The 25121-nt window shown below is 70.0% G+C and carries 22 protein-coding genes; 16 read left to right on the forward strand and 6 right to left on the reverse strand.

Annotated elements, in window-relative coordinates; genetic code table 11:
- Positions 1-115: 115 nt before the first annotated feature.
- Positions 116-880 carry an SDR family NAD(P)-dependent oxidoreductase gene (locus tag AB0C78_RS43050; RefSeq protein WP_360759880.1) on the reverse strand — a complete coding sequence of 255 codons (765 nt, stop codon included), beginning with the start codon at positions 878-880 and terminating at the stop codon, positions 116-118.
- A 534-nt stretch (positions 881-1414) separates the two neighbouring features.
- On the opposite strand from AB0C78_RS43050, the gene AB0C78_RS43055 reads away from it, so the two are divergent.
- Positions 1415-2176 (forward strand): SDR family oxidoreductase, encoded by a 762-nt coding sequence (locus AB0C78_RS43055; RefSeq protein WP_360759883.1) that lies wholly within the window; start codon positions 1415-1417, stop codon positions 2174-2176.
- A 298-nt stretch (positions 2177-2474) separates the two neighbouring features.
- Here AB0C78_RS43055 and AB0C78_RS43060 read toward each other — a convergent pair whose 3' ends face one another.
- Positions 2475-3110, reverse strand: coding sequence for a TetR/AcrR family transcriptional regulator (locus AB0C78_RS43060; RefSeq protein WP_360759886.1), 636 nt, complete (start codon positions 3108-3110; stop codon positions 2475-2477).
- A 253-nt stretch (positions 3111-3363) separates the two neighbouring features.
- Between AB0C78_RS43060 and AB0C78_RS43065 the strand changes: the two genes are divergently transcribed.
- Positions 3364-4743, forward strand: coding sequence for a carboxypeptidase regulatory-like domain-containing protein (locus AB0C78_RS43065; protein ID WP_360759889.1), 1380 nt, complete (start codon positions 3364-3366; stop codon positions 4741-4743).
- Positions 4744-5030: 287 nt separating this feature from the next.
- Here AB0C78_RS43065 and AB0C78_RS43070 read toward each other — a convergent pair whose 3' ends face one another.
- Entirely contained in the window at positions 5031-5795 is a 765-nt protein-coding gene (locus AB0C78_RS43070) for a crotonase/enoyl-CoA hydratase family protein (RefSeq protein WP_360759892.1), read from the reverse strand.
- 203 nt (positions 5796-5998) lie between these two features.
- Entirely contained in the window at positions 5999-6358 is a 360-nt protein-coding gene (locus tag AB0C78_RS43075; RefSeq protein WP_360759895.1) for a helix-turn-helix domain-containing protein, read from the reverse strand.
- A gap of 88 nt (positions 6359-6446) precedes the next feature.
- On the opposite strand from AB0C78_RS43075, the gene AB0C78_RS43080 reads away from it, so the two are divergent.
- The 5 genes from AB0C78_RS43080 to AB0C78_RS43100 all read left to right on the forward strand — a co-directional run bounded on the left by AB0C78_RS43080 (position 6447) and on the right by AB0C78_RS43100 (position 12572).
- Positions 6447-7541: an acyl-CoA dehydrogenase family protein gene (locus AB0C78_RS43080; RefSeq protein ID WP_360759898.1), complete on the forward strand. Its 1095-nt coding sequence runs from the start codon at positions 6447-6449 to the stop codon at positions 7539-7541.
- A 373-nt stretch (positions 7542-7914) separates the two neighbouring features.
- On the forward strand, positions 7915-9114 hold the full coding sequence (locus AB0C78_RS43085) for an ABC transporter substrate-binding protein (RefSeq protein ID WP_360759902.1): 1200 nt from the start codon (positions 7915-7917) through the stop codon (positions 9112-9114).
- On the forward strand, positions 9111-11099 hold the full coding sequence (locus AB0C78_RS43090; RefSeq protein ID WP_360759905.1) for an ABC transporter permease: 1989 nt from the start codon (positions 9111-9113) through the stop codon (positions 11097-11099). The genes AB0C78_RS43085 and AB0C78_RS43090 overlap by 4 nt, the downstream gene beginning before the upstream one ends.
- Complete coding sequence (locus AB0C78_RS43095) at positions 11077-11844, forward strand: ATP-binding cassette domain-containing protein (protein ID WP_360759908.1); 768 nt, start codon at positions 11077-11079, stop codon at positions 11842-11844. Before AB0C78_RS43090 ends, AB0C78_RS43095 begins: the two co-directional genes overlap by 23 nt.
- Positions 11841-12572, forward strand: coding sequence for an ABC transporter ATP-binding protein (locus AB0C78_RS43100; protein WP_360759911.1), 732 nt, complete (start codon positions 11841-11843; stop codon positions 12570-12572). The genes AB0C78_RS43095 and AB0C78_RS43100 overlap by 4 nt, the downstream gene beginning before the upstream one ends.
- Here AB0C78_RS43100 and AB0C78_RS43105 read toward each other — a convergent pair.
- Both AB0C78_RS43105 and AB0C78_RS43110 read right to left on the reverse strand, forming a co-directional pair.
- Positions 12569-13384 carry an FCD domain-containing protein gene (locus AB0C78_RS43105; protein ID WP_360759914.1) on the reverse strand — a complete coding sequence of 272 codons (816 nt, stop codon included), beginning with the start codon at positions 13382-13384 and terminating at the stop codon, positions 12569-12571. The genes AB0C78_RS43100 and AB0C78_RS43105 overlap by 4 nt on opposite strands.
- Before the next feature lie 105 nt (positions 13385-13489).
- Complete coding sequence (locus AB0C78_RS43110) at positions 13490-14446, reverse strand: LLM class flavin-dependent oxidoreductase (protein WP_360759917.1); 957 nt, start codon at positions 14444-14446, stop codon at positions 13490-13492.
- Positions 14447-14584: 138 nt separating this feature from the next.
- Here AB0C78_RS43110 and AB0C78_RS43115 point away from each other — a divergent pair, with 138 nt between their 5' ends.
- From AB0C78_RS43115 to AB0C78_RS43155, 9 genes are all read left to right on the forward strand, one after another.
- Positions 14585-15799 carry an acyl-CoA dehydrogenase family protein gene (locus AB0C78_RS43115; protein ID WP_360759920.1) on the forward strand — a complete coding sequence of 405 codons (1215 nt, stop codon included), beginning with the start codon at positions 14585-14587 and terminating at the stop codon, positions 15797-15799.
- On the forward strand, positions 15796-16920 hold the full coding sequence (locus AB0C78_RS43120; RefSeq protein ID WP_360759923.1) for an acyl-CoA dehydrogenase family protein: 1125 nt from the start codon (positions 15796-15798) through the stop codon (positions 16918-16920). Before AB0C78_RS43115 ends, AB0C78_RS43120 begins: the two co-directional genes overlap by 4 nt.
- The gene (locus AB0C78_RS43125) at positions 16913-18058 is read left to right on the forward strand and encodes a thiolase family protein (RefSeq protein WP_360759927.1); all 1146 of its coding nucleotides are present in this window, start codon (positions 16913-16915) and stop codon (positions 18056-18058) included. Before AB0C78_RS43120 ends, AB0C78_RS43125 begins: the two co-directional genes overlap by 8 nt.
- 11 nt (positions 18059-18069) lie before the next feature.
- On the forward strand, positions 18070-19581 hold the full coding sequence (locus AB0C78_RS43130) for a fatty acid--CoA ligase family protein (protein ID WP_360759930.1): 1512 nt from the start codon (positions 18070-18072) through the stop codon (positions 19579-19581).
- A gap of 5 nt (positions 19582-19586) precedes the next feature.
- Entirely contained in the window at positions 19587-20729 is a 1143-nt protein-coding gene (locus AB0C78_RS43135; protein WP_360759933.1) for an acyl-CoA dehydrogenase family protein, read from the forward strand.
- A 90-nt stretch (positions 20730-20819) separates the two neighbouring features.
- Complete coding sequence (locus AB0C78_RS43140) at positions 20820-22010, forward strand: acyl-CoA dehydrogenase family protein (RefSeq protein WP_360759936.1); 1191 nt, start codon at positions 20820-20822, stop codon at positions 22008-22010.
- 12 nt (positions 22011-22022) lie between these two features.
- Positions 22023-23555 (forward strand): AMP-binding protein, encoded by a 1533-nt coding sequence (locus tag AB0C78_RS43145; protein ID WP_360759939.1) that lies wholly within the window; start codon positions 22023-22025, stop codon positions 23553-23555.
- Positions 23552-24580 carry an LLM class F420-dependent oxidoreductase gene (locus AB0C78_RS43150; protein WP_360759942.1) on the forward strand — a complete coding sequence of 343 codons (1029 nt, stop codon included), beginning with the start codon at positions 23552-23554 and terminating at the stop codon, positions 24578-24580. The genes AB0C78_RS43145 and AB0C78_RS43150 overlap by 4 nt, the downstream gene beginning before the upstream one ends.
- Entirely contained in the window at positions 24571-25101 is a 531-nt protein-coding gene (locus tag AB0C78_RS43155) for a DoxX family protein (protein ID WP_360759945.1), read from the forward strand. Before AB0C78_RS43150 ends, AB0C78_RS43155 begins: the two co-directional genes overlap by 10 nt.
- Positions 25102-25121 lie beyond the last annotated feature (20 nt).

Consider the following 25121-nt stretch of genomic DNA (forward strand, 5'->3'; position numbering starts at 1 on the left):
CACTCCCGGGCGTGTTGCTGCGGGCCCCTCCGGGCTTGGGGGGGCCCGCCCGGGCGGGTTGGCGCCGGGCCGTGGACGCACATCGGTGCGTCCAGGGCACGTCCTTCCAGCCGCGTCAGCGCGGGGCCATCCGGATGGCCCCGTCGAGGCGGATGGTCTCGCCGTTGACGTAGGCGTTCTCGATGAGGAACTGCGCGGTCTGGGCGTACTCGTCGGTGGTCCCGAACCGCTGCGGGTTCGGAATGGATGCCGCCAGCGACTGCTTGACGTCGTCGCGCAGCGAGTCGAACAGGGGCGTGTCCATCAGGCCGGGTGCGATGGTGTTGACCCGGATGTGCTTGGAGGCCAGGTCGCGAGCCGCCACGATGGTCATGCCGACGACGCCGGCCTTGGAGGCGGTGTAGGCGATCTGGCCGATCTGGCCCTCGAACGCGGCCACCGACGCGGTCAGCACGATCACGCCGCGTTCGCCGTCCACCGCCTCCCCGGCCGCCATGGCAGCGGCGCCTAGGCGCAGGGCGTTGTAGGAACCGATCAGGTTGACCTGTACGACCTGCTCGAACGCCGGCAGGTCACCCGGCTCGCCGTCGCGTCCCACGACGCGGATGGCGTGGCCGATGCCGGCGCAGTGCACCAGGGCACGGAGCGGGCCGGCCTCTCGGGCCGCTTCTATGGCGGCGCGCAGCTGCTGCTCGGACGTAACGTCCGTGGGCACGAACCGTACGTTGTCCCCGAGTTCGTCCGCGACCTGCGCGCCGCGTGAACGGGGCAGGTCGGCGATGACCACGCGGGCGCCGGCCTTGGCCAGCCGGGTGGCCGTACCGAGGCCGAGGCCGGACGCCCCGCCCGTGACCAGTGTGCTGATGCCCTCGACGCGCATGTAGTGCCTCCTGGATGCGAATACCTCACGTGGGTTACATAGTATACTTCGTAAGCTATGTTCACCTCGGAGGAGGGTGATGCGGCCGGAGATCTACTGGTGGATGGACTCGGCGCTGAGTGTCCCACCTGGACGGCGGGCTGCGACGGAACCCGACGGCCTCGCTGATCGGCGGTAGCCGCTCCAATACGTCCCACCGGCTCGCGGACGAGGAGCGTATGTGGGTGAGGTCGAGCGGTACGCCGCCCGATGCGGAATCGACCGGCCCGAGACCGACTGGCACGCAATCTTCGCCGACTTCCCGGTCACCGTGATCCTGTGAGGGCTTTCGGGCCCACCACACTGGCGGCGCGACGGTCGGCCAGGGCTTCGACGGCATCGCCGCGATGGCCGGGCCGCTGCTGCATCGCGTGCTCGACATCACCGTCGAGTCTTACGACCACTACGCCGCTAGACGAGTCAGGGGGCGCTTACGTCTCCGCCGCGAGCGAACCGGATGGTGTTCGCCGCACATGTCCTGATGAAGGAGTGTTCATGAGTTCTCTCGCCGGCCGTACGGCCCTGGTCACCGGGGGCAGCCGGGGGATCGGCCGCGCCATCGCGCTGGCCCTCGCCGCCGACGGCGCCCGGGTCGCGATCGCCTACCGGCGCGACGAGGAGGCCGCTCGCAAGACCGTCGCCGACATCGAGGCCGCCGGGTCGCGCGGCCACGCCTTCCAGGCGTCCGTCGACTCCCTCGACGCCTGCCGGGCCCTCGCCGCCGCGGTCGAGGAGGAGCTCGGCGAGCTGGACATCCTCGTGCACAGCGCCGGGATCGCCAGCCGCGGCAACAGCGTGGCCGACACCGACCCGGCCGAGCTGGAGCGGGTGCTGCGCGTGCACGCCTTCGGGCCGCACCACCTCAGCCAGGCGCTGATCCCGCTGCTGAGGCGCGCCGACCGCAGCGACATCGTGTTCGTGTCCAGCGTGGCCACCGACCTCTTGGACGCCTTCAGCGGGCCCTATTCGATGGGGAAGGCGGCTCAGGAGGCCCTCGCCCAGGTTCTGGCCAAAGAAGAGCGCGGCAACGGCATGCACGTCAACGTGGTCGCGCCCGGAGTGGTGGACACCGACATGGGGCGGCGGCTGGTGCGCGCCACGATGGGCGTCGCGGACATTCGCCAGCGGGATGCCGTGTCCCCCTATGGGCACGTCTGCACGCCGGAGGAGGTCGCCGACGTCGTCCGGTTCCTGGTGTCGGACGGCGCGTCCTACCTGACCGGGCAGCGCATCGTCATCGACGGCGGCACCTTCTAGGGCATGTCCGATGAAGCACTCGCCGCCGGCGGAACACGAGCCCGGCAGCGTTGGGGCACTGCTGGGGCGGGCTGTGGCCCGCTGCCGGGACGGTCGAAACTGACGGTTGGCCCTGTTCGACGCTGAGGCGGCTCGATCCGTCGGACAGGCCCTAGTCCAGGATGCACGCCGAGTGTCACAGCGGCAGGAGCGGGCGTCCAGCGGGACAGTGCGAAGTCTGTGATCTCGCCGACGCGGCCAGAATCCGCTTCGACGAGTGGGCCCCTTGGGGCCGTAGCGGCGAGCGGGAAGGCCCCGGTCAGGATTCCGGGCCGAGGAGTTCGGTGAGCAGCTGCTGGTGGGTCCGGCTCTGCTGCCCCACATCGTCAGTGACCGGCATCGCCCGGCGCAGGCTCACGTGGCCGTGAAGGGCCGTCCACAGCAGGATGGCCAGTTGCCGGGCGTCCAGGCGCGGATGCGGATGGTCCTCTAGGAGGCGACTGACCGCGGCTTCCCACGTGTCGAGGATCTCGCCGACGGGGTGCCCGGCGAGCCGCTCCATGGGAACGGCGGACTGCTCGAGGTCGAACATCAGGCGATAGTGACGCGGTCGATCGGCGGCGAACTGGCAGTAGGCGTCGGCCATCGCGGCGAGCTTCTCCCGAGGGGAGCCGCCTGCGGAACGCTCCGCCTCCCGCATCACCGCGGCGAGTTCGCCGTAAGCGCCTGCCAGCACTTCCCAGACGATCTCGGTCTTGTCGCGGAAATGGCGGTAGATGCTGGGAGCGGCGATGCCCGTCTCCCGGGCGATCGCTCGCAGCGACAGGCTGTCCTCGCTGCCGCCTTGGGCGAGCAGGCGCCCGGCGGCCCGCAGGATCTCGGTGCGCAGCCGCTCACCCTGCCCCCAGCGGTTCGGGACACGGGTACGGGCAGGGCCCTCCTGTGTCGGCGCCATGGGCTTGCCTCCTCCTCGCGTCCGTCGTGAAACGATACTGCCCAGTGAATCGGGTAACAGTCGTTAGCCAACTTGACTTACAGATGTTAGCCTCTTGGGGGCGCCTTGGTCCGGTGCCCCGAACCACTGGCGGTGCCGCTCCTGGGCGGTCTCGATGACCGGTAGCCGAGTCCGGCTGTCACGGAGTCTGCGCGCCCCGTCCACCCCCCAGCGCATGTCCGCACCGCAACCTTCGTCCAGAGAGGCACCGCGCGTGAGCGATGAGCAAACCGAGCAGGAGGACAAGCCGCAGCTGGCTCGTACGCTGGCTGGGAGCCTGTGGTTCCCGCTGCTGTTCTTCTTCGGTTTCCTGTTCTGCTACATGCTCCCCTTCCACTCGCCGTCGCCGCATGACGTGAAGGTCGCGGTATCGGGGCCGGTGGCGGCCGCGCAGTTGAGCGCCGGACTCGACCAGCAGGCGCCGGGAGCGTTCGACATCATGCCGGTCAACGACGCGGCCGCCGCCAAGGACAAGGTCACCGGCCGCGACGCCGTCGCCGCCTACAGCGTCGAGGGGAAGAAGGCCGTCCTCTACGTCGCCAAGGCGGACGGCACCTACCTCGAACAGGCCGCCACCACTACGTTCACCGGTATCGCCAAGCAGGGCGGCCAGAAGCTCACGATCGTCGAAGTGGCGCCTACGGCCAAGGGGGACCTCACCGGCACCGGTCTGTTCTACATGGCGATGGTCTGGAACATCGTGCCCTACATCTCGGTGATGATGCTCATGCGGGCGGTCACCGTGAGCCGCCGCGTCAAGCTGCTCACCCTCGCCGGAATCGGCGCATTCACCAGCGTTGTCGGCTATCTGGTCGGGCTGTCCATGGACATCGTCCCGAACCAGCCGCTCGCCATCCTCTACGCCTTCATGATCACGCAGGCGGTGGCGTGGGTCACCTACGGCTTGGTCCCGTTCGTCCGCCAGTTCATCCCAGGTGTCGCCATCACCCTCTTCGTGCTGCTGTCCATACCGTCCAGCGGCGGCGCCATCCCATACCAACTCGTGCCCGGCTTCTTTCGCGCGCTGCACCCGGTCATGCCGCTGGGCAACCTGATCGACGCCCTGCACGGCATCTTCTACTTCGGCAAGCAGGACCTTCTTCGTCCCACGCTGGTGCTCTGCGCCTGGCTCGCCGCCGGAGCCGCCCTGATCGGAGCGGGCTTCCTCCTCGAGCGCCGCAAGGCCGCCCATGCCGGAGAAACCCCCAGCGCCATAGCCGAGGTGCAGATCGAGGAGCCCGTCGAGGATCCCACCTTCGAGGCACCCGCACCGCACGCAGCCGATCCGGACCGCCACCAGCGCTTCGGAGGCCAGCCGCCCATGCTCGTCGGCGCCGTGCGTACCTCCGATGGCACTCCCGTCGCCCAGGCCGGTGTGACGATCCTGGGCCCGAACGGCCACCAGCTTCTGCGCACCGTTACCGATCACGAGGGCCGCTACGCCGCCACCGGGCTGCCGCAGGACTTCGTCACCGTCCTGCTCCTCACCAACGACTACACCCCCGGCGTCGCCCGCCTCCTGCTCACCGATGGTCATACCTTCCGCCAGGACTTCGTCCTCGACGGTCGGGTTCACCGACCCATCCACGCCTGACGGCAATCGAAGCGGCGCGTCCCCGAGACAGCCAGCCGGGGGCGTTTCTTCGCAGCCCCGCAATCTGCGGCTTGCGCGGGGGAGGATCTCAGAGAACGACCGTGACCGGCCAGCGTCCGATGCGCACAAGCCGTACCGCCACGGAGCCGATCAGCCGATGTCCGGCCTGGGCGGATGCGCCGCCCACGGCGAACCCGCGGCGTCAAGGTCTGGCGGGCTGCCGGGATGACGAGTTGGGGGGAGCGCGGTCGGACGCCCGGGGGCGGAGCATCCGACCGCGCTTGCCTTTACTCGCCGCGCCAGACGGGCGGGCGCTTCTCGGCGAAGGCGGTGGCGCCTTCACGGGCGTCGTACGAGGTGAAGATCGGCCGGATCAGTTCCTCCTGCCGCTCGAACGCCTCGTCCGAGGACCAGTCGGCGGAGGCGACGATGACCTCCTTGGTCGTGGCGACCGCGAGGGGCGCGTTCGCCGCGATGCGGGCAGCCAGGTCTCGGGCGGCGTCCAATGCCTTGCCGTTCCGGGTCACCTCGACGACCAGGCCATACTTTTCTGCATCCGCGGCTGAGAGGAAGTCACCGGTGAGGGCCAGCTTCATGGCGACGGCGTAAGGAAGACGCCGGGGCAGCCGGATCAGGCCGCCTGCGCCGGCCACCAGGCCTCGCTTGACCTCGGGAATGCCGAATTTGGCGTCCTCGGCCGCGATGATCAGGTCGCAGGCGAGCGCCACTTCGCAGCCGCCCGCAAGGGCGTATCCCTCCACGGCGGCGATCACCGGCTTGCGCGGGGGGCGCAGGGTGATGCCCGCGAGGCCGCGGCCGGGGACCGTGACGTTCTCCCCGGCGACGAAGGCCTTGAGGTCCATACCGGAGCAGAATGTGCCGCCGGCGCCGGTGATCACGGCCGCGGTGAGGTCCTTGCGTGATTCGAATTCGTCCAGCGCGGCGGCGATTCCGTCGCTGACGGACCGGTTCACGGCGTTGCGTGCCTGGGGCCGGTTGATGGTGATCACGGTGACGCCGTCGGCGTGTTCCACCAGCACTTCGTCTGACATGGCATTCCTCTCCTGATCTGGATGATCGTTAAGTTAGGTGGGGTCGGAATCGCCGCGGAGGGGGCGCGCCGAGCGGGGAGTCGGTGTTCCGATCGCACTCGACGACGGCAGCGCGGGATGAACCTGCTGGTCGATGACCGGTTTCAGGGTCGAGTGCCCAGCGGGGGCGTACCACCGGGCGATCGCATGACAGGACCCCCCGATCATGCGCTGAGCCTCGGAACCGCCAAAGCCGGGTGGGAGAAGAGTGCCCTGCATCCGGTGCTCGACGAGGTGAGCGACGGCTGCGCCGACAAGGGCGGCGAGCCGGTCGCCGGGCCGACGCAGGCATGATCGAGGGCCTTCTCGCGGGAGTGGATGGAGCCGTCCGAAGCCTCGGCGAGGCCGGCCTCCAGCAACTCCTCCTTGCCAGCGTGGTGGTAGTAGAGGGCGGCATTGCTGACGCCCGCGCGCTGGGCGATGTCGCGAACCGACGCGCCGCGAATGCGGCGTTCGACGAGGACCTCGCAGGCCGCGGCGTGCAGGACCGCCGCGCCAGAGCGGCGTCGTACGGGGTCGGTCATGGCGCCGGGCTCCCTGGTGGACATCCGGGCGGCCCGTGGATGGGACGCCAGGTCATACTGACATAGGATACTTCGTAAACTATGTCGAATGGGAAGGGAGTGGGGCATGGAACTCGTCATCACCGAAGAGCAGGAGGCCCTCGTCGAGGCGGTGCGTCAGTGGCTGGACGCCACATCGGCCCTGGAGGGCGCCCGTTCAGGGGACCCCGGCCGTAGCCGGATCCGCCGAGAAGGCCTCGGTGCCGCGGCGGCCATGGGTCTGCTCTCGCTACTGCGCTCCGGCGAGGGCGGAACCCACGCCGATCTGGCGCTGGTCGTGGAAGAGGTCGGGCGCGCGGCGACGCCGCTGCCGATCGGGCAGTCCGCGCTGGTGTGCCGGGCGCTGGACGACGTGGGCATCGCCGCGGACACGACCGCGGGAATCGCCGAGGGCAAGGTCATCGCCGTACCCGCGCAGCCGGAACCGGGCGAGGAACGCGTCGCCGGGCTGGAGCAGGCCGACGGCACGCTGTCCCTGAGCGGTCGTGTGCCCCTGGTCCTCGGCGGCCTGGCTGCAGAGTTGTTCCTGGTGCCCGCTGTGGCGGCGGACGGCTCGCACATGCTCGCCCTGGTCCCGGCCGGCGCCGACGGGGTGTCCCGTACGGCGCGGACGACCCTCGACCTCACCCGCGACTTCGCATCTGTCGTCCTCGACGGTGTGCGGGTTCCGTCCGGCTCCTGGGCGAAGACGGCAGAGGACGTCGTCGAGGCCATCGCCGACGCTGTCGCCCTGCACCATGCGGCGGACGCCGTCGGCGCGGCGGACCGCCTCCTGGAGATGACCGTCCAGTACGTCCAGGAGCGGCAGCAGTTCGGGCGCGCGATCGGGAGCTTCCAGGCGGTCAAGCACCACTGCGCGACCATGGCGCTGGATGTGGAATGCGCCCGCATCACCGTCAGAGTCGCCGCACAGACCCTCGATTCGGCCGACCGGGTCGCTCGCCGAACCCAGGTGTCGTCGGCGACGTCCTTCGCTGGCGAGGCATGCTCGCGCGTCGCCGGTACGGCGCTGCAGCTCCACGGTGGAATGGGCTTCACCTGGGAACACGATCTGCACCTGCTGCTGCGGCGCGTGAAGACAGGAGAACTGCTCGGCGGATCTCCCCGCCATCACCGCGCACGGCTCTTCGACCTAGTCGCCTGAGACCACCGCGGCTTAGCGCGTCCTGAACAGGACGTCTTCCAAAAACAACCTTCCCTGAGGCCCGCCACTCGTGGCGGGCCTCACGTGTGTTCAGGGTGCGCGGTCGGGGTTGCGGCATTCCTGCAGCTAGCTCGGGTTGTCGCGCCGACCCGGCGGTCAAGGGGGCAGCGTCAGGCACAGCCGCGTCCGACGCCACCGGTGCCCTGGCGTGCGCGTATACCGCGAAAAGTGGTCTCTGTCACCCTCTTGTTCTCTTGGGGCGTCCGTCGCATACTCCTTCCAATCCAAGTTGACCTAGTTAACGGAGTTGCTCATGTCTCGAGTCTTCGGCGCCCCACCCCGGCCGTCGACCGGCAGGGTCGCCGCCGCGGCCTTGGCCGTCGCCGCGCTGGCGCTGACCGCCGCCTGCGGCGACAACGGCGGCAAGAGCGGCTCGTCCGGCTCCGGTGACGACGCGACGATCGCACTGCCGACGAACAAGGCGACCGGCGCCCCGATCACGGTCGGTCTGATCAATGACGACACCAGTCCCCTGGGCAGCTATGCCGAGATCAGCAAGGCCGCGCGTGCCGCCGTCTCGTACGTCAACGACAGCCTCGGCGGCGTGAAGGGCCGCCCGCTCAAGCTGGCGGTCTGCACACCCAACGGCTCCGCCGCGGCCTCGGCCAACTGCGCTGCCGAACTGCTGCGGCAGAAGCCCGCCGCGGTGATCGGGGGTCTCGATCTCGGTGCGGACGGGTCCGTCCCGGCGCTTGCCAAGGCCGGGATACCGTACGTGCCGTCCAGCCCGATCGGTGCGGTCGAGTTCACCTCCCCGAACTCCTACTCGATGCTGGCCGGCGCGCCCGGATCGGTGAGCGCGGGCTCGGTGTACGTCGCCGACAAGCTGAAGCCGAAGAAGGTCGCGGTGATGTTCAACGACAATCCGCAGGCCCGGCTCGCGGCACAGGGGTACGTCCAGAAGGTCCTCCAGGGCAAGGGGGTCACGAACATCGCCATGGTCGCCTTCGGCAACAACGAAACCGACCTGACCGGCCCCGTCAGCCAGGCCATCAAGGGCGGCACGGACGTGGTGATCGGCATCATGCAGGGCAGCGGCTGCGCCAACGTCATTAAGGCCAAGCAGTCGCTCGGCAGCACTGCCAAGTTCCTGTTCCCGGGCTCGTGCGCGGACCCGCAGGTGCTCAAGGCGGCCGGGCCGGGGGCCGAGGGCACCTACTATGCCGTCCAGCAGCTCCTGCCGCGGTCGGGTGACTCGGAGGTCAAGGCGTTCGAGGCGGCGCTCGCCAAGTACGACAAGTCCATCCCCGAGTCCGGTTTCGCGCAGGGAGCGTTCGGGACGGTCGTGACGTTGTCCAAGGTTATGGCCACCGCCTCCGCGCCGGACCAGCCCAAGGCGGTCACGGAAGCGCTGAAGAAGACCGCGAACCTGAAGTCCTTCATGGGGCCGACGGTCACCTGTGACGGCAAGCAGCTCGCGGGTCTCACCGCGTTCTGCACCAAGCAGGCGCGCATCGCTCAGTACAAGAACGGCAAGCTGGTCGACACCGGCGGCGAATGGTTCTCCGCATGATGGGGGATTTCCTGCAGTTCGCCATCCTGGGCCTGGGCGCCGGTACCGTCTACGCGGCGCTCGGGACCGGGGTGGTGCTCACCTACCAGGCGGCCGGCGTGGTCAACGTCGCGCTCGGCGCTCTGGCCATGTACGTGACGTTCACCTACGCGTTCCTCGAGAACGAGGGGCGGCTCGTCCTTCCGGTCGGCAGCATCCGGATGGCCGGCCTGCCCATCGTGGTGGAGATCCTGCTCGCCCTGGCCGTCGCCGCCGCCATCGGCCTGCTCGCCTACGCGCTGGTGTTCCGTCCGCTGCGGACGGCGTCCGGCCTGCTGAAGCTGGTCGCCACGGTCGGCGTGACGGTGCTGCTCCAGGCACTCGCGGTCCTGCGGTTCTCGACCAGCGCGAGCACCGTGCCGACGATCCTGGCGGACGAGCCGGTTCAGGTCGCCGGTGCGACCATCCCGCGCGACCGGCTCTACCTGGCGGCGATCGTCATCGTGGTGGCGGCGCTGCTCTGGGCGTTCACGCGGTTCACCCGGACCGGTTTGGCGATGCGCGCCGTCGCCGAGGACGAGCGGGCGGCGACGTTGCTGGGGCATTCGCCGGAACGGCTCTCGGCCCTGGCCTGGATCTGCGCATGCGTCGTCGCCGGCCTGTTCGGAATCCTCGCCGGCCCCGTCACCGGGCTCGACCCGGTCACGAACAGCCTGTTCGTGGTGCCGGCTCTGGCGGTCGCGCTCGTCGGGCGGCTCCGGTCGTTCGGTGCCACGGTCACCGCCGGCATCGTGCTGGGGATGCTCCAGAGCGTTCTGCTGAAACTTCAGCAGGACTGGTCGTGGCTCCCTCAGGTCGGACTGCGCGAGGCGCTGCCCTTCGTGGTGATCGTGGTCGCCCTGGTCGTCCTCGGCGCGCGCCTGCCTTCGCGTGGTACCGCCGAGGAGGCCCGGCTGCCGAAAGTGCCGCGCACCCCGCCGCGCCCTCTGTCGGTCAGCGCGACCGTCGTGGTCGCCGTGATCCTGACGATCGTGCTCACCGGCCCGTATCGGACGGCGCTGACCACGTCGATCGTCGCGACGCTCGTGTGTCTGAGCATCGTCGTTCTCACCGGGATGCTCGGGCAGATCTCGCTGGCCCAGATGACCTTCGCGGGCGCGGCGGGGTTCGTGCTCAGCAATCTCACCACGCGCGCGAACATCCCCTTCCCTCTTGCGCCGCTGCTCGCCATCGCCGTGGCGGTGGCCGTCGGCGTCCTGGTCGCGATCCCGGCCCTGCGCATTCGCGGCGTCACCCTGGGCGTGGTGACGCTGGGGCTCGGTATGGCGGTCAACGAGTTCGTCTTCAAGAACCCGGATTGGACGGGCGGCCTCGGTGGCAGCAGGGTGCCCGAGGCGTCCCTGTTCGGAGTCGGGCTCGGAGGCTCCGGCGATCTCAGCTTCGCGCTGTTCGCGCTCGCCGTCGTCACCGTCTTGGTGCTCGCCGTGCTCTGGCTGCGGCAGACGCGCCTCGGAGGACAGATGCTCGTCGTGCGCGCCAACGAGCGCGCGGCCGCCGCGGCGGGTGTGAACGTCGCCGGCGTCAAGCTCGCGGGGTTCGGGATCGCGGCCGGTCTGGCCGGCACGGCCGGGACGCTCCTGGGGTACCAGCAGCAGAGCCTGTCGTTCCAGGACTTCGATGTGTTCGTGTCGCTCACCTACGTCGCCGTCGTCTACCTCGCGGGCATCAGCCGCGTTTCCGGAGCGGTCATCGCGGGTGTCCTCGCTCCCGGCGGCCTGCTGTTCTACGCGCTGGACAAGTGGATCCACCTCGGCAAGTACAGCGCCCTGGTCAGTGCCATCGGCTTGATAGCGGCGCTCGTCACCACACCGGGCGGGGTCGCCGGCCGGCTGGAGGAGCAGGCGCAGTGGCTCGGGAAACGGCTGCGGAGCGGTGGGGTGCGGCCGGGAGCTGCCTCCGGGAACGGGAGCGAGGAGGGGACGCATGTCGTCGCTGGAAGTTCGTGAGCTGAGCGTCTCCTTCGGTGGCGTTCGCGCCGTCGACACCGTCACCCTCAAGGCCGAAGCAGGAAAGCTGACCGGCCTGATCGGGCCCAACGGCGCCGGAAAGACCACTCTCCTGGACGCCTGCACCGGCTTCGTGCCCTCAGCCGGCGAAGTCCGACTGGCCGGCGAGCGCATCGACCGGTCGCCCGCCTACCGGCGCGCCCGCCGGCGGCTCATCCGGACGTTCCAGACCCTTGACTTGTTCGACGATCTGACAGTGGGGGACAACGTCGCCGCCGGAACACCACCGGAGGGACGCCGCCGCTGGTGGCATCAACTGCGCTCCATGCCGAGTGCCACCTCGCCCGCCGTCCGCGAGGCGCTGGGGGCCGTCGGCCTGGACGACTGCGCTGCCTTGTTCCCCGGGCAGCTCAGCCAAGGCCAGCGGAGTCTGGTCTCCTTGGCCCGCGCCCTGATCGCGCAACCCGATGTCCTGCTGCTGGACGAACCCGCCGCCGGCCTCGACTCGCACGAGAGCGATGAACTCGGCGAACGACTGGCCGCGATCCGCGACAACGGCACCACCATCCTGCTCGTCGAGCACGATATGGGTCTCGTCCTGGGGCACTGCGATCACGTTCACGTCCTGGACGGCGGCCGGATGCTCGCATCGGGCACTCCCGGCCAGATCCGGGACGATCCGGCTGTGCGGGCGGCCTACCTGGGCGAAGTCACCGAGGCGGCGGAGAGAGGGATCGCCCAGTGAAGATCTTGGAAACCCGCGGTCTCAGCGTCGGCCACGGTGCCACGACCGTCGCACGCGATCTCGACCTCGAGGTGGCACCGGGGGAGATCGTCGGGATCTTCGGACCCAACGGGGCAGGGAAGACCACCACCCTGCTCACCCTGGCAGGCTGCCTGCCCTCCCACGGGGGCACGGTCACGGCCCTTGGCTCCTCCATCGGACGGTCGGCGGACGCCCGCGCTCTGGCGCGCAGCGGTGTCAGGCTCGTTCCAGAGGACCGGGGGCTGTTCCGCCAGCTCACGGTGCGGGAGAATCTCATCCTCGGCCTACCCGGCCGGCGTGCCGGAAAGAGCGCGTTGGACGAGGCGCTCGACGCGTTGCCGAAGCTGCGAACGCTGCTGTCACGGCGTGCCGGTCTGCTGTCGGGCGGCGAACAGCAGCAACTCGCACTCGCGCGCGCCCTCCTGGGCCGCCCGAAGTTGCTGCTCGTCGACGAGATGTCGCAGGGACTAGCGCCCACCATCGCGCTGGGCCTGCTGAGGATGCTCAAGGACAGGGCGGCCGAGCACGGGACGTCCGTCCTTCTCGTGGAGCAACACGTCCCGATGGCCTTGGAGGTCGTCGATCGTGCCTACGTGTTCGGCCATGGGCGCGTCATGTTCGCCGGTACGGCCGCAGAGCTGGCCGGTTCACCGGACGTCCTCGCGGCCGTCTATCTCGGCGCCGGGCCGGAGCCGGAGGGGCGCTAGTCGAGAACGTCGATCACGCGGGTGGCCTGGTGGCCGGCGAGTACGAGCTCGTCGGCCACTTCGAGGTGCCGGCGCCAGAACCGTTCAGCTTCGTCGGCTTCGCCCGCGCGCACCAGTTCGATCAACTTCTCGTAGGCGCGGACCGCGCGCCGGTAGTTGGCGCGCGGGTCACCATGGGCGCCGCCACCCGGCGTCTCGGCCTCGGCCTCGCGGGTGCGGACGGAACTCTGTGTCTGGCGAAGGATGATCTCGTGCACCATCCCAGCCATCAGCGCGAGCGTCTGGTTGCCGGACAGCTCGACGAGCCGCAGGTGGAACCGCGCAGTGGCGACGGCGAACCGCTCGGCGTCCTCAAGGCTGGCGCGCACCTCCTCTAGCGCCTCTTCCAGCCCGCCGTGGTCGGCATCGGAGTTCAGGGCGAGGAGGCGTGCGGCCGTCGGCTCGATCGCGCTGCGGGCGACGTAGACGTCCGCGAGTGTCGCCCTGCCCAGTTGGAGTTGGAGCGCCGCGGGACGGGCGACCACCTCCGGACCGGGGACGGTCACCCGCGCGCCCGTGCGCGACCCGCGACGCAACTCGATCAGGCCCTCGGCTTCGAGCACGCGGACGGCCTCTCGAAGCGTCGGCCGGGAGACACCGAAGTGCTCGAGCAGGGTCGACTCGTGCGGGAGGAAGTCGCCGTCCTTCAGCTCCCCGTCGACGATCATGCGCCGGAGCCGCCGTGCGACGAGTTCTCCCATTTTCGGCGGCCGGACGTCGGCGGGGGGCATCGCAAGGGTCCCGCCTCGCCGTCCGGAGTCCGGCTCTGCCATCGCTGCGTCATCCTCCTCAGGCGGCCGTGACGGCCACCGACCACGATCTCTGCGTCCCTCAGAATAGCTACCGGCCGGTCGCCCGCGGGCCGTGCGACCGCGTGTTCACACGGCCATGAGCCGGATCGACTCGGTCGCGTACGCGGCGCGGCGCCGCTCGCCGACCATGAAGGCCGGAGTGGACAGGAACGCCAGGTCCGGCAGTACCTTGCGTGCCGCGAGCTGGTCGCGGGCCTCGGCTCGCGTTCCACAGAGCGCGATCGCATGCAGGATCTCGTCGGTCACGGCGGCGGCCATCGCGTCGATGTCGCCGCGCCGGAAGGCTTCGCGGATCTCCGCCGTCTCCTTCTGCCAGCCGTGGAGGTCGACGAGGGTGTCATAGGTCTTGACGGTGAGATAGAAGGCGATCTGGAGCCGCGCGTCGCGGCGGGCGCGGTCGGGGTCGTCCTCGTTGATCGCGGTGATCAGCCAGCCCCAGCGGCGCGGCTCGGTGGCGTTGCGGTCGGCCGCCGCGGCGCCCTCCGCCAGCCCGGGGTTCACCACCTCCGACCACCACCGGTCGGTGAACAGGCCGTGCCCCAGGACGCCGTCCGCGACCTGCCCTGCCGCGTGGATCATCCGCCGGTTGAACGCACCGAGCAGGATGGGGATGTCGAGCCGACCGAGGACGGGCGCCTTGATGGCGGCATTGATCGGGTAGAACTCGCCCTCGTTGACGACTCGCTCCCCGTTCTCGGCGTGCAGGTAGGCGCGGACGGCGGCGACGAGGTCGGCCATGCGGCGCACGGGCTCGCTCGCCTGCGCCGCGAACCAGTCCGTGTTCATCCGGCGGGTGCCCGATCCGAGACCGAGGAACAGCCGCCCTGGCGCCTGCTTGGAGAGCTGGCGGAGAGCGGAGGCGTGCACGAACGGGGATCGCGCGAAGGCATACGCGATCCCAGGTCCCACCATGGCGCGCTCGGTGGCACCGACCATCTCACCGGTCGTCAGGTAGGCGTTGTGGTCGGCGAACTCGCCGGCGCAGAACGCCGAGGCTCCCGCCTTCTCTGCCTGCGCCGCCACCTCTGCTCCGGGCCAGGGAAGTCCCCACTCCATCACTAAGCCTCCTCGTCAGCTGGTTTCATCTGGTAGATAACCTAGTAAACCATGTATGCTTCGTTTGAGTAGAACCAAGTTCGAATCAACACGCGAGGGGGATGGATGTCCACCGTCCAGACCGGAGTCCCGGGGTCGGCCCCCGACGCCGCGTCCGACACCGGATCCGACTGGCGCGCGCGGTTGGGCGACTTCCTCACGGCTCACCAGGGGCGGCCGCCGCGAGACAGGGAGGCCCGCCTCCAGTGGGCCAGGGCCTTCCATGCGGATCTCGAAGAGGCCGGACTCGCGGCACCCGGCTGGCCGGTCGACGCCGGCGGCATGGCGCTCGGTCTCGCCGACCAGATCGCCTACCACCGGCTGATGACCAAGGCGCGAGCCCCGAAGCACCCGTGCGGCCTGTCGTTCATCGTCGCGCCCACACTCATCAAGCACGGAACGTCCGAGCAGAAGGCGCGTTTCCTGCGGCCGCTGCTGCGCGCCGACGAGTTCTGGTGCCAGGGCTTCTCCGAACCCGGGGCGGGCAGCGACCTGACCGCCCTGTCGACTCGCGCGGTGCGCGACGGCAACGACTATCTGGTCACCGGCCAGAAGATCTGGACGTCGATGGCGGACAAGGCCGACTGGATGTTCGCACTCGTCCGTACCGGTCCGCCTGAACCCGGCCCCGCGGGCATCAGCTATCTGCTCATTCCGATGGACGCGCACGGCATCACCGTCCGGCCGCTGCGCGATATCAGCGGCGGGACGCATTTCGCCGAGGTGTTCCTCGACGAGGTCCGTGTTCCGGCGGCGAACCTGGTGGGTGAGGAAGGCGGCGGCTGGGCCATCGCCCGCACGAGCCTCGGCCATGAGCGCGCGACCGCCTTCCTCTCCGACGAGTTCCGCTACCGCCGGATCGTGGACGAGCTGTTCACCCTGTCCACGAGAACGGGTGAGGCCGATGACCCCGTGGTTCGCCAGGCGCTCGCCGGCCTTGAGGCCGCAGTGCGCGTGCTGGCCTCCAACAGCCGCAGGGCCTTGGAGGCCGTGCTTCGCGGGGACGACCCGGGGGCGGCCGCTTCCGTGAACCGGCTCGTCAAGGCCGAGTTCGACCAGCGGCTGCACGAAGTGGCGCTGCGTGTGCTCGGTCCGGCCGCGGTTCTAGGCAACCAGGAGCCGTCCGCGCCCGAACGGGGACGGTGGACGTACGGATACCTGATGAGTCGCTCGTCGACGATCGGCGCCGGCACGGCCGAGATCCAGCGCAACACGATCGCGGAGAAGGTGCTCGGGCTGCCCTCCCATCGCGGTGATCTGCAGAGCGGAGGCGGCCGATGAGCGAGGCCGAGATCGAGATGGAGCTGCGCAGCTCGATCGCCCGGTTGTTGCGCGATCGCTGCGCCATAGAGACCGTCGCCGCTCTGGCCGACGGCCCGGACCACTGGGACGAGGGTCTCTGGAGCGCGCTCACCGAGGTGGGCGTGCCCGGGCTGGCCGTAGGTGAGGAGCACGGCGGCGGGGGAGCGGGATTCGCGCTCGCCGCCGCCGTGCAGGAGGAACTGGGCCGCCGGCTGGCGCCTGTCCCGACCGTCGGGCAAGTCGCCGTGCAGGCGGCACTGATGGCGGCCGGGTCTGATACGGCGGAACGATGGCTGCCGCGGCTGGCGTCCGGCGAAGTCGTCGCCGGAGTCGCTGTCGGCAGGACTGCGGACGGTTGGGGCGTCGCCGACGACGTCCATGCGAGCCGGGGGAGCGACGGCTGGTCGCTTCACGGCCACGTGCCGATCGTCGCCGACGCGGCCGCCGCCAGACTGCTACTCGTTGCGTCCATTACCGATGACGGGGACCCGAGCCTCTTCCTTACCGAGATCGACCCGTCGACCGCAGTGCACGCACTGGAGGCTCTGGACGCGACCCGATCCCTTGGCGCCGTCACATTGGACGGGCCGGCCGAGTGCGTCACCGGGCCGTTCAAGTACGACGCCGTACTGGCCGCTGCGGAGAACGCCGCACTGGTGATTCTGGCCGCCGACGTGGTGGGCGTCGGTGCCGAGGCGACCGACCTCGCCGTCGAATATGCCAAGACCCGCCACCAGTTCGGCCGTGCCATCGGCTCGTTCCAGGCGATCTCGCATCGAGCCGCCGACATGTTCGTGGCCGTCGAGTCGGCCCGCGCGCTGGTCGCCGCCGCGGCGGGCGCACTCGATGAGGACCCCGGTTCCAGCGAGACCCGGATCGCCGTCCGGCTCGCCGCTGCGCATGCCCTCGACGCGGCGGTCGCCGCGACCCAAGGCTGCGTCCAGATCCACGGCGGGATGGGCTTCACCTGGGAGCATCCCGCCCACCGTTACTTGCGCCGAGCCAAGGGCGCCGAGGCGCTGATCGCCCTTCCCGACCGCCTGCGCGAGCAGGCCGTGACCGCTGTGCTCCACAGCCGAAAAGAGGACTCCCATGCGTGACGCAGTGATCGTCGATGCGGTCCGTACCCCGGTCGGCCGCCGCAACGGCGCGCTGTCCGGCGTTCACCCGGTCGACCTGTCCGCGACCGTACTGACCGCGCTGGCGGAGCGCACCGGTGTCGATCCGTCCCTCGTCGACGACGTCATCTGGGGCTGCGTCCAGCAGGTCGCCGACCAGGCGAACAACATCGCGCGCAACGCGGTGCTGTCGGCGGGCTGGCCCGAGTCGGTGCCCGGCACCTCCGTGGACCGTCAGTGCGGATCGTCGCAGCAGACCGTGCACTTCGCCGCCGCCGGACTGATCTCCGGACAGTACGACGTGGTCGTCGCGGGCGGCGTGGAGAGCATGTCCCGCGTGCCCATGGGCACCTCCGTGCTCGACGGGAAGCCGATGGGGCCGGGCTTCGAGAAGCGATACGGCATCGCGATGGCCAACCAGGGCATCGGCGCCGAGATGATCGTCGAGCGGTGGGGGATGTGCCGCCGGCGGCTGGACGAGTTCTCCCTCGCATCGCACGCCAAGGCCGCCGCCGCGATCGACGCCGGCCGGTTCCAGGGCCAGATCGTCCCGGTCACCCTGGACGACGGCACCCGTGTCGACACCGACGAGGGCGTCCGCCGCGGCGGGACCCTGGAGTCGCTCGCCAAGCTCAAGCCCGCCTTCAAGGAGGGCGGGACGATCCACGCGGGCAACAGCTCGCAGATCAGCGACGGTGCCGCGGGTCTGCTGATGACCACCTCGGAGAAGGCCGCCGAGCTGGGGCTGACGCCGATCGCCCGTGTGCACACCGCCGTGATCGCCGCCGACGACCCGGTGATCATGCTGACGGCGCCGATCCCCGCCACCCGCAAGGCACTCGAACGCAGCGGCCTGTCGCTCGACCAGATCGGCGTGTTCGAGGTGAACGAGGCGTTCGCCCCCGTGCCGCTCGCCTGGCTGCACGACCTCGGCGGCGACGAGAAGGCCCTCAATGTCAACGGCGGCGCCATCGCGCTGGGTCATCCGCTCGGCGGCAGCGGGGCCCGGCTCATGACCACCCTCGTCCACCAGATGCGCGACTCCGGCACCACCTACGGGCTGCAGACGATGTGCGAGGGCGGCGGCATGGCCAACGCCACCATCCTCGAACTGCTGTGAAGGAGACCTCGGTGATCACCTCCACGCTCGCCGGGCGGTTGCGGGCATTGACGGAGGTCGGCGACGACGTCCCGGCCGTCGAGTTCGGCGGCGCCTGGGTCGCCTGGGGCGACCTGCAACGTCTCGCCCGACGGGCATCTGCGGAGCTGGACGCGCTCGGCCTGGGCGAAGGCGCGCGGGTCGGGGTCGTCCTGGAGAACCGGCCGGAGTCGATCGCGCTGGTCTGGCTCGCCCTGACGACCAGCCGGTGCCTGACCGTCTTCAATCCGCTCCAGCCGATGGAGCGGCTGACCGCCGACATCGCACGCGGCGCCCCGCCGGTGCTGTTCGCAACTTCGCGGTTCTGGAACGACCAGGCGTTCACGTTCGCGGTTGTGAAGACGGGAGCCGCCGGGTTCGTCATGGACGGTCCCGACGCGCGTCCCGCCGAGCTCCCGTCCGTCCTCCAGCCGGCGACCCCGGCGCGCACCGCGCCGGGAATCGCCGTCGAACTGTCGACCTCCGGGACGACGGGTCCGCCCAAACGGATCCCGCTGTCGTACCGCCAGATCGAAGCGGCGCTCGGCTCGGTCAACGGCCACATGGCACCCGGGCAGCGCCAACGTGCGCCGTTCACCGGCGGCGTCAGCCTCGTCACCACGCCGATGGTCCACATCGGAGGGCTCTGGGGCGTGCTGCAAGGGCTGGCGGAGACCCGTCGGCTCGTCCTGCTGGAACGCTTCACCGTGGACGCCTGGCGCGACGCCGTACGCCGGCACCGCCCGCGGATCGCGGGACTGCCGCCGGCCGCCATCCGCAGCGTGCTCGATGCGGACGTCCCGGCCGAGGACCTGGAGAGTCTGCGGGCCATCACCGCGGGCGCCGCGCCGACTCCGCCGGAGCTGGCCGACGCGTTCCTCGACCGGTACGGCATACCTGTGCTGGTGGTGTACGGAGCGACGGAATTCTCCGGCGCCGTGGCGGGCTGGTCGCTGCGCGACCACGGCAAGTGGTGGGTGCGCAAGCGCGGCAGCGTCGGCCGCCCGTTCCCTGGCGTCGAACTGCGCGTGATCGGCGAGGACGGCGAACCGCTCGCCGCCGGCAAGGTCGGCGTGCTCGAGATCCGCACTCCGCAGGCCGGCGGTGACGGCGACTGGATCCGCACCAGCGACCTTGCCCGTGTGGACGATGACGGGTTCCTGTGGCTGCGCGGCCGCGCCGACGACGTGATCATCCGGGGCGGGTTCAAAGTGCTGCCGTCGACCGTTGTGGGCGCACTCGAGCGTCATCCCGCGATCGCGGAGGCGGCGGTGGCGGGGGTACCGGATCAGCGGCTCGGACAGGTGCCCGTCGCCGCGTTCGAGTTGGCCCCCGGCTACGACGCGCCCACCGACGAGGAGCTGCGCGCCTTCTGCCGCAAGGAACTGCTGCCCTATGAGGTCCCGGTCCGGTTCCTGCCTGTCGATGCCTTGCCGCGCGGCGTCTCCCAGAAGGTCAGCCGCACCGATCTGCTCACCCTCTTTGCCGAAACCGAAGGGAAGTAACCGCCATGGAACGCGACGTATTCGAGGCCGATCACCGGGCGTTCCGCGAGGTCGTCCGAGACTTCGTCACCCGCGAGATGGCGCCTCACATGGAGCGCTGGGAGAAGGCGGGGATCGCCGACCGGGAGATCTTCGCCGCGGCGGCGAAGGTCGGGCTGGTGGGGTTCAACGTGCCCGAGGAGTTCGGCGGGGGAGGCGTGGACGACTTCCGTTTCAACGCCATCGTCGCCGAGGAACTCGCCGCCTCGGACGTCCACGGGCCCGGGTTCACCCTGCACAACGACGTCGTCGCGCCGTATCTGCTGAAGATGGCGAACGATGAGCAGAAGGCCCGCTGGCTGCCGCCGTTCGCCTCCGGCGAGGAGATCTGGGCGATCGCGATGACCGAGCCCGGCACGGGCAGCGACCTGAAGGGCATCGCCACGACGGCGGTGCGCGACGGTGACGACTGGATCATCAACGGTGCGAAGACCTTCATCTCGAACGGCATCAACTCCGACCGGGTCATCGTCGTCGCCAAGACCGACCCCGCGGGCGGCAGCAAGGCCTTCACCCTCTTCGTCGTCGAGCGGGGTATGGACGGGTTCACCCGTGGCCGCAACCTGGACAAGATGGGCCTGCACGCGCAGGACACCGCGGAGCTGAACTTCGACAACGTGCGCGTCCCCGCCGCGAACCTGCTCGGCGAGGAGGGCAGGGGCTTCTACCAGCTCATGACCAACCTCCCCGAGGAGCGGATGTCCATCGCCGTGTCGGCGGTCGCCGCCTCCCGCTCGATCCTGGACCAGACGATCGAGTACGCCAAGACGCGCACCGCGTTCGGGCAGCCGATCGGCTCCTTCCAGAACAGCCGCTTCCTGCTCGCCGAGCTTGACACCGAGGTCGACATCGCCCAGGTGTTCGTCGACCGCTGTCTGCGCGCCCTGTCGGCCAAGGAGCTGACTCACGTCGAGGCGGCCAAGGCCAAGTGGTGGACGACCGAGCTGCAGCAGCGCGTCGTCGACCGCTGCGTGCAGTTGCATGGTGGATACGGGTACATGAACGAGTATCCGGTCGCGAAGGCGTTCGTGAACGCCCGTATCCAGACCATCTACGGCGGCACCACCGAAATTATGAAGGAGATCGTGGGCCGCGCCCTAGGTGTCTGAGACCCGCCCCGCCGGCCGCACGCCGGCATCGCAGGACCGCAGCCGGACCGCCGCCACGGCGGTCCGGCTCAGCCGAGGAGGAGAACGACCGTGGAGTTCGGTGCCGGTACACCGCTGGAGGACTTCCGCCGGGAAGTGCGGGAATTCGTCGCCGCGCACGCGCCCCGCTTCAAGGTGCGCGCGGGGGTGCGAAGCCCGGAAGACGAAGGTGAGCTGAAGGCGTCCCTGCGGTGGACGGCCGAACTGTACGCCGCCGGATACCTGGGCGCCGACTGGCCCGAGCGGTTCGGCGGTGTCCCGGATCACGACCCGCTCCGCGATGTGGTCGTCCGGGAGGAGATCGCGAGAGCCCGCGCGCCGATGCCCGGCTCCGGCAGCGACCTCGCCGCGCACGCGCTGATCGGCTTCGGCAGGGAAGCGCAGAGGCAGACGTACCTGCCGGCCATCCGGGCGGGTGAGCAGCTGTGGTGCCAGCTGTTCAGCGAGCCCGACGCGGGCAGCGACCTGGCCTCCCTGCGCACTTCGGCCGTCAAGGACGGCGACGACTGGGTGATCAATGGCCAGAAGGTGTGGACGACCAACGGGCATTGGGCCGACCTCGGCTACCTGCTCGCCCGTACGGATCCCGACGCTCCCAAGCACAAGGGCATCAGCGCCTTTGTTCTCGACATGCGGGCCCCCGGCGTCCAGGTGAGGCCGCTGCGCGAGCTGACCGGGACCTCCGACTTCAACGAGGTCTTCTTCGACCAGGTGCGCGTCCCCGCCGAGGCGATGATCGGCAAGCCCGGGCAGGGCTGGGCCATCGCCAACACCTCGCTCGCGCAGGAACGGCATGGTGTCGGTGCCTCGGTCGTCTCGGTGGAGATGGCCTGGGAGGACCTCGTCGAGACCGCCCGCGCTCTGAAGATCGACGGGCGGCCCGCGATCGACCTCGAGGACGTCCGGCAGCAACTCGCCGCCTTCCGCGCCGAGGTCGACGCCGTCGCGACCCTCGCGCACGCGTCGCTGATGCGCTGGAGTGCGGGCAAGGACCGCATCACCGACGCGCCGATGGCCAAGCTCGGCTTCAGCGAGCTGAACCTGCGCCTCGCCGAGTACGCGGTATCCCTGCTCGGCGAGCGCGGCGTGCTGACCGAGGGCGACGACGAGGCCGTCGACGAGGGCCGCTGGCAGGACGCCTACCTGTACGCCCGCGCCTACACGATCGCGGGCGGCAGCTCCGAGGTCATGCGCAACATCATCGCCGAACGAGGCCTCGGCCTGCCCAGAGAGCCCCGCTGAGGAGGGACGACGGTGCACCTGTCGGAACTGGCCCGCCGGCACCCGAACAAGCCTGCCGTCATCACCGCGGCCACCGGCGCGGTCGTCACCTACCGGGAGCTGGACGACGCGTCCGTCCGGCTGGCCCGGCTTCTGAACCGGCACGGCATCGGCTACGGCGACCACGTCGCGCTGCTGTTCGACAACACCGACGGCTACTTCCCCGCGGCGTGGGCGTGCCAGCGGTCAGGCATCCTCTGGACACCGGTCAACCATCACCTGACTCCGGACGAGGCCGCCTACATCGTCCGGGACTGCGGTGCCCGCGCCCTCATCGCCTCCGCAGGCCTCGGTGACCTTCCCAAGCAGGTCGCTGACGCCTCGCCTGGTGTCGAACTGCGGCTGATGTCGGGCGGACCGGGTGGCGGCGGGTTCACCGATATCGCCGAGGCCACCGCATCAATGCCGTTGGGGGAGCGTGACGGTGAGCGCGAGGGTTACTACATGTTCTATTCGTCCGGGACGACCGGACGACCCAAGGGCATCCTTCCCTCTCTGCAGGGCGACCCGTTCGGGACGGGCCTGCGCATCGACCACACCATGCCGCGGCTCTTCGGTTTCGACGACCGGTCCGTCTACCTGTGCCCGGCGCCGCTCTACCACGCCGCACCGACCGGCTGGACGCTCGGCACCATACGCAACGGGGGAACGGTCGTGATCATGGACCGCTTCGATCCCGGGCGCACGCTCGCCTTCATCGAGAAGTACCAGGTGACGCACGCGCAGTTCGTCCCGACGATGCTCGTCCGGATGTTGAAGCTGCCCGATGAGATCCGTGCGAGATACGACCTGTCGAGCCTGCGGATGGTCGTGCACGCGGCGGCGCCATGCCCTGTCGAAGTCAAACGGCGGATCATCGAGCGGCTCGGCCCGATCGTCCACGAGTACTACTCGGGCAGCGAGGGCAACTGCTTCTTCCTCATCGACTCCCATGACTGGCTCGCCCACCCGGGTTCGGTCGGCCGGGCCACCTTCGGCAAGGTGCATGTGCTCGACGACGCCCACCGCGAACTCCCCGCAGGCGAGGTCGGCACCATCTGGTTCGAGGGGGCGCCGGAGTTCAGCTACCACAACGATCCGGGCAAGACCGCCGACGCCTTCGACGAGCGGGGCTGGAGCACGCTCGGCGACGTCGGGCGGGTCGACGCCGACGGCTACCTGTACCTGGTCGACCGCCGCACGGACCTCATCATCACCGGCGGTGTCAACATCTACCCGCAGGAGATCGAGGACGTCCTGCTCCCGCATCCGGCGGTCGCCGACGTCGCGGTCATCGGCGTCCCCGACGCCGAACTCGGACGGCGCGTGCACGCCCTCGTCCAGCCCGCGGACCCGTCCGCCGCCGGCCCGGAACTGGAGGCGGTGCTCGTCGCGCACTGCCGCGAGCACCTCGCGCTCTACAAGACGCCGCGTTCCCTCGAATTCGTCACAGAACTTCCTCGCACCCCCACCGGCAAGCTGCTGCGCCGCGTTCTGGTCGCCGCAGCCGAAGAGAGGCAGACATGAAGCTGAGCATGACCCTGAAGTACGCCGGCGACCCCGTGGAGACCATCGAGCAGGCCGCCGCCATGGAGCGCGTGGGCGTGGACGTTCTCTGGGTCGCCGAGGCCTACGGGTTCGACGCCCCGACCCTCATGGGGTACCTCGCCGCCCGAACCGACCGCGTCCAGATCGGCTCTGGCATCCTTAACGTCTACTCTCGCACCCCCGCGTTGATGGCGCAGACCGCGGCCGGCCTGGACGCGATCTCCGGCGGCCGCGGAATTCTCGGCCTCGGCGCCTCGGGTCCCCAGGTCATCGAGGGATTCCACGGCGTGCCCTATGAGCGGCCGCTCGCCCGTACCCGCGACGTCATCGAGATCGTCCGGCAGGGGCTGCGGCGCGAGCCGCTGCGCTACGAGGGCCGCACCACGACCGTCCCCCTCCCCGCCGACCAGGGAACCGGGCTCGGGAAGCCGCTGAAGATGCTGACCAAGCCCCTTCGCGACTCCATCCCGATCTACCTGGCGGCGCTGGGTGCGAAGAACGTCGAACTGGCGGCGGAGCTCGCCGAGGGCTGGCTTCCGCTGTTCTACCTACCCGAGCGGGCGAAGGAGACGTGGGGCGAGGCCGTCGCCGCCGGGCAAGCGCGTCGCGCACCCGAGCGCGGCGCGCTGCAGGTCGTCGCGGGCGGCATTCTCGCCATCGGGGAGAACCGCGACGAACTGCGCGACCTGGCGCGCCCACACCTCGCGCTCTACGTGGGAGGGATGGGGGCCAAGGGGCGCAACTTCTACAACGACCTGGTCCGCCGCTACGGCTTCGAAAAGGAGGCCGAGCAGATCCAAGAGCTCTACCTTTCGGGTCGTAAGGCCGAGGCCATCGCGGCCGTCCCGGACGAGCTGGTCGACTTGACGAACCTGATCGGCCCGGAGTCCTTCGTCCAGGAGCGCATCGCCGCCTACCGTGAGTCGGGCGTCACGATGCTCAACCTCGACCCGGCTGGAGCGGACCCGGTGGCCGCGATGGAGAAGGTGCGCGGATGGCTGTAGACGCCGCAGGCGCCGACATCGCCTCGCTGGTGCTGCGGATATCGGTCGGTGGCACCCTCATCGCCCACGGCTGGAACCACGCCTTCGGCGGGGGCAAGATCGAGGGCACCGCGGGCTGGTTCGAGTCCATGGGGCTGCGTCCGGGGCGCCTGCACGCCCTGATGGCGACGGGCACCGAACTGGGCGCCGGGCTGCTACTGATCCTCGGCCTGCTGACGCCCGTCGCCGCGGCAGGCGCGGTCGGGACGATGGCCGTCGCCCTCATCACCGCCCACCTGCGCAACGGCTTCTTCATCTTCCGGCCCGGCCAGGGCTACGAGTACGTGGTCATGATCATTCTTGTGGCCTGCGGCCTCGGAGCCCTGGGCGGCGGCACGGTGTCCCTCGACCGGGCTCTGACCATGTCGGACGACCTGTCCGGCTGGACCGGTCTGATCATCGCGGCTGGAACAGGAATCCTGGGCGCCGCCCTCCTCCTGGCGGCCTTCTGGCGTCCCGGTCGCCTCGCAGAGCAGCGCTGAGCGCTCGGGGCGTGCCGGTT

The sequence above is a fragment of the Actinomadura sp. NPDC048394 genome, from assembly GCF_040651755.1.
Lineage (GTDB): Bacteria > Actinomycetota > Actinomycetes > Streptosporangiales > Streptosporangiaceae > Spirillospora > Spirillospora montaniterrae.

What these genes read in the sequence shown, in the direction of transcription:
- AB0C78_RS43080 (WP_360759898.1), top strand. Translation starts at nt 6,447, where the DNA reads ATGGGAAGGGAGTGGGGCATGGAACTCGTCATCACCGAAGAGCAGGAG.
- AB0C78_RS43060 (WP_360759886.1), bottom strand. Translation starts at nt 3,110, where the DNA reads ATGGCGCCGACACAGGAGGGCCCTGCCCGTACCCGTGTCCCGAACCGC.
- AB0C78_RS43095 (WP_360759908.1), top strand. Translation starts at nt 11,077, where the DNA reads ATGTCGTCGCTGGAAGTTCGTGAGCTGAGCGTCTCCTTCGGTGGCGTT.
- AB0C78_RS43155 (WP_360759945.1), top strand. Translation starts at nt 24,571, where the DNA reads ATGGCTGTAGACGCCGCAGGCGCCGACATCGCCTCGCTGGTGCTGCGG.
- AB0C78_RS43050 (WP_360759880.1), bottom strand. Translation starts at nt 880, where the DNA reads ATGCGCGTCGAGGGCATCAGCACACTGGTCACGGGCGGGGCGTCCGGC.
- AB0C78_RS43055 (WP_360759883.1), top strand. Translation starts at nt 1,415, where the DNA reads ATGAGTTCTCTCGCCGGCCGTACGGCCCTGGTCACCGGGGGCAGCCGG.
- AB0C78_RS43075 (WP_360759895.1), bottom strand. Translation starts at nt 6,358, where the DNA reads ATGACCGACCCCGTACGACGCCGCTCTGGCGCGGCGGTCCTGCACGCC.
- AB0C78_RS43090 (WP_360759905.1), top strand. Translation starts at nt 9,111, where the DNA reads ATGATGGGGGATTTCCTGCAGTTCGCCATCCTGGGCCTGGGCGCCGGT.
- AB0C78_RS43070 (WP_360759892.1), bottom strand. Translation starts at nt 5,795, where the DNA reads ATGTCAGACGAAGTGCTGGTGGAACACGCCGACGGCGTCACCGTGATC.
- AB0C78_RS43115 (WP_360759920.1), top strand. Translation starts at nt 14,585, where the DNA reads ATGTCCACCGTCCAGACCGGAGTCCCGGGGTCGGCCCCCGACGCCGCG.
- AB0C78_RS43125 (WP_360759927.1), top strand. Translation starts at nt 16,913, where the DNA reads ATGCGTGACGCAGTGATCGTCGATGCGGTCCGTACCCCGGTCGGCCGC.
- AB0C78_RS43120 (WP_360759923.1), top strand. Translation starts at nt 15,796, where the DNA reads ATGAGCGAGGCCGAGATCGAGATGGAGCTGCGCAGCTCGATCGCCCGG.
- AB0C78_RS43105 (WP_360759914.1), bottom strand. Translation starts at nt 13,384, where the DNA reads ATGGCAGAGCCGGACTCCGGACGGCGAGGCGGGACCCTTGCGATGCCC.
- AB0C78_RS43150 (WP_360759942.1), top strand. Translation starts at nt 23,552, where the DNA reads ATGAAGCTGAGCATGACCCTGAAGTACGCCGGCGACCCCGTGGAGACC.
- AB0C78_RS43135 (WP_360759933.1), top strand. Translation starts at nt 19,587, where the DNA reads ATGGAACGCGACGTATTCGAGGCCGATCACCGGGCGTTCCGCGAGGTC.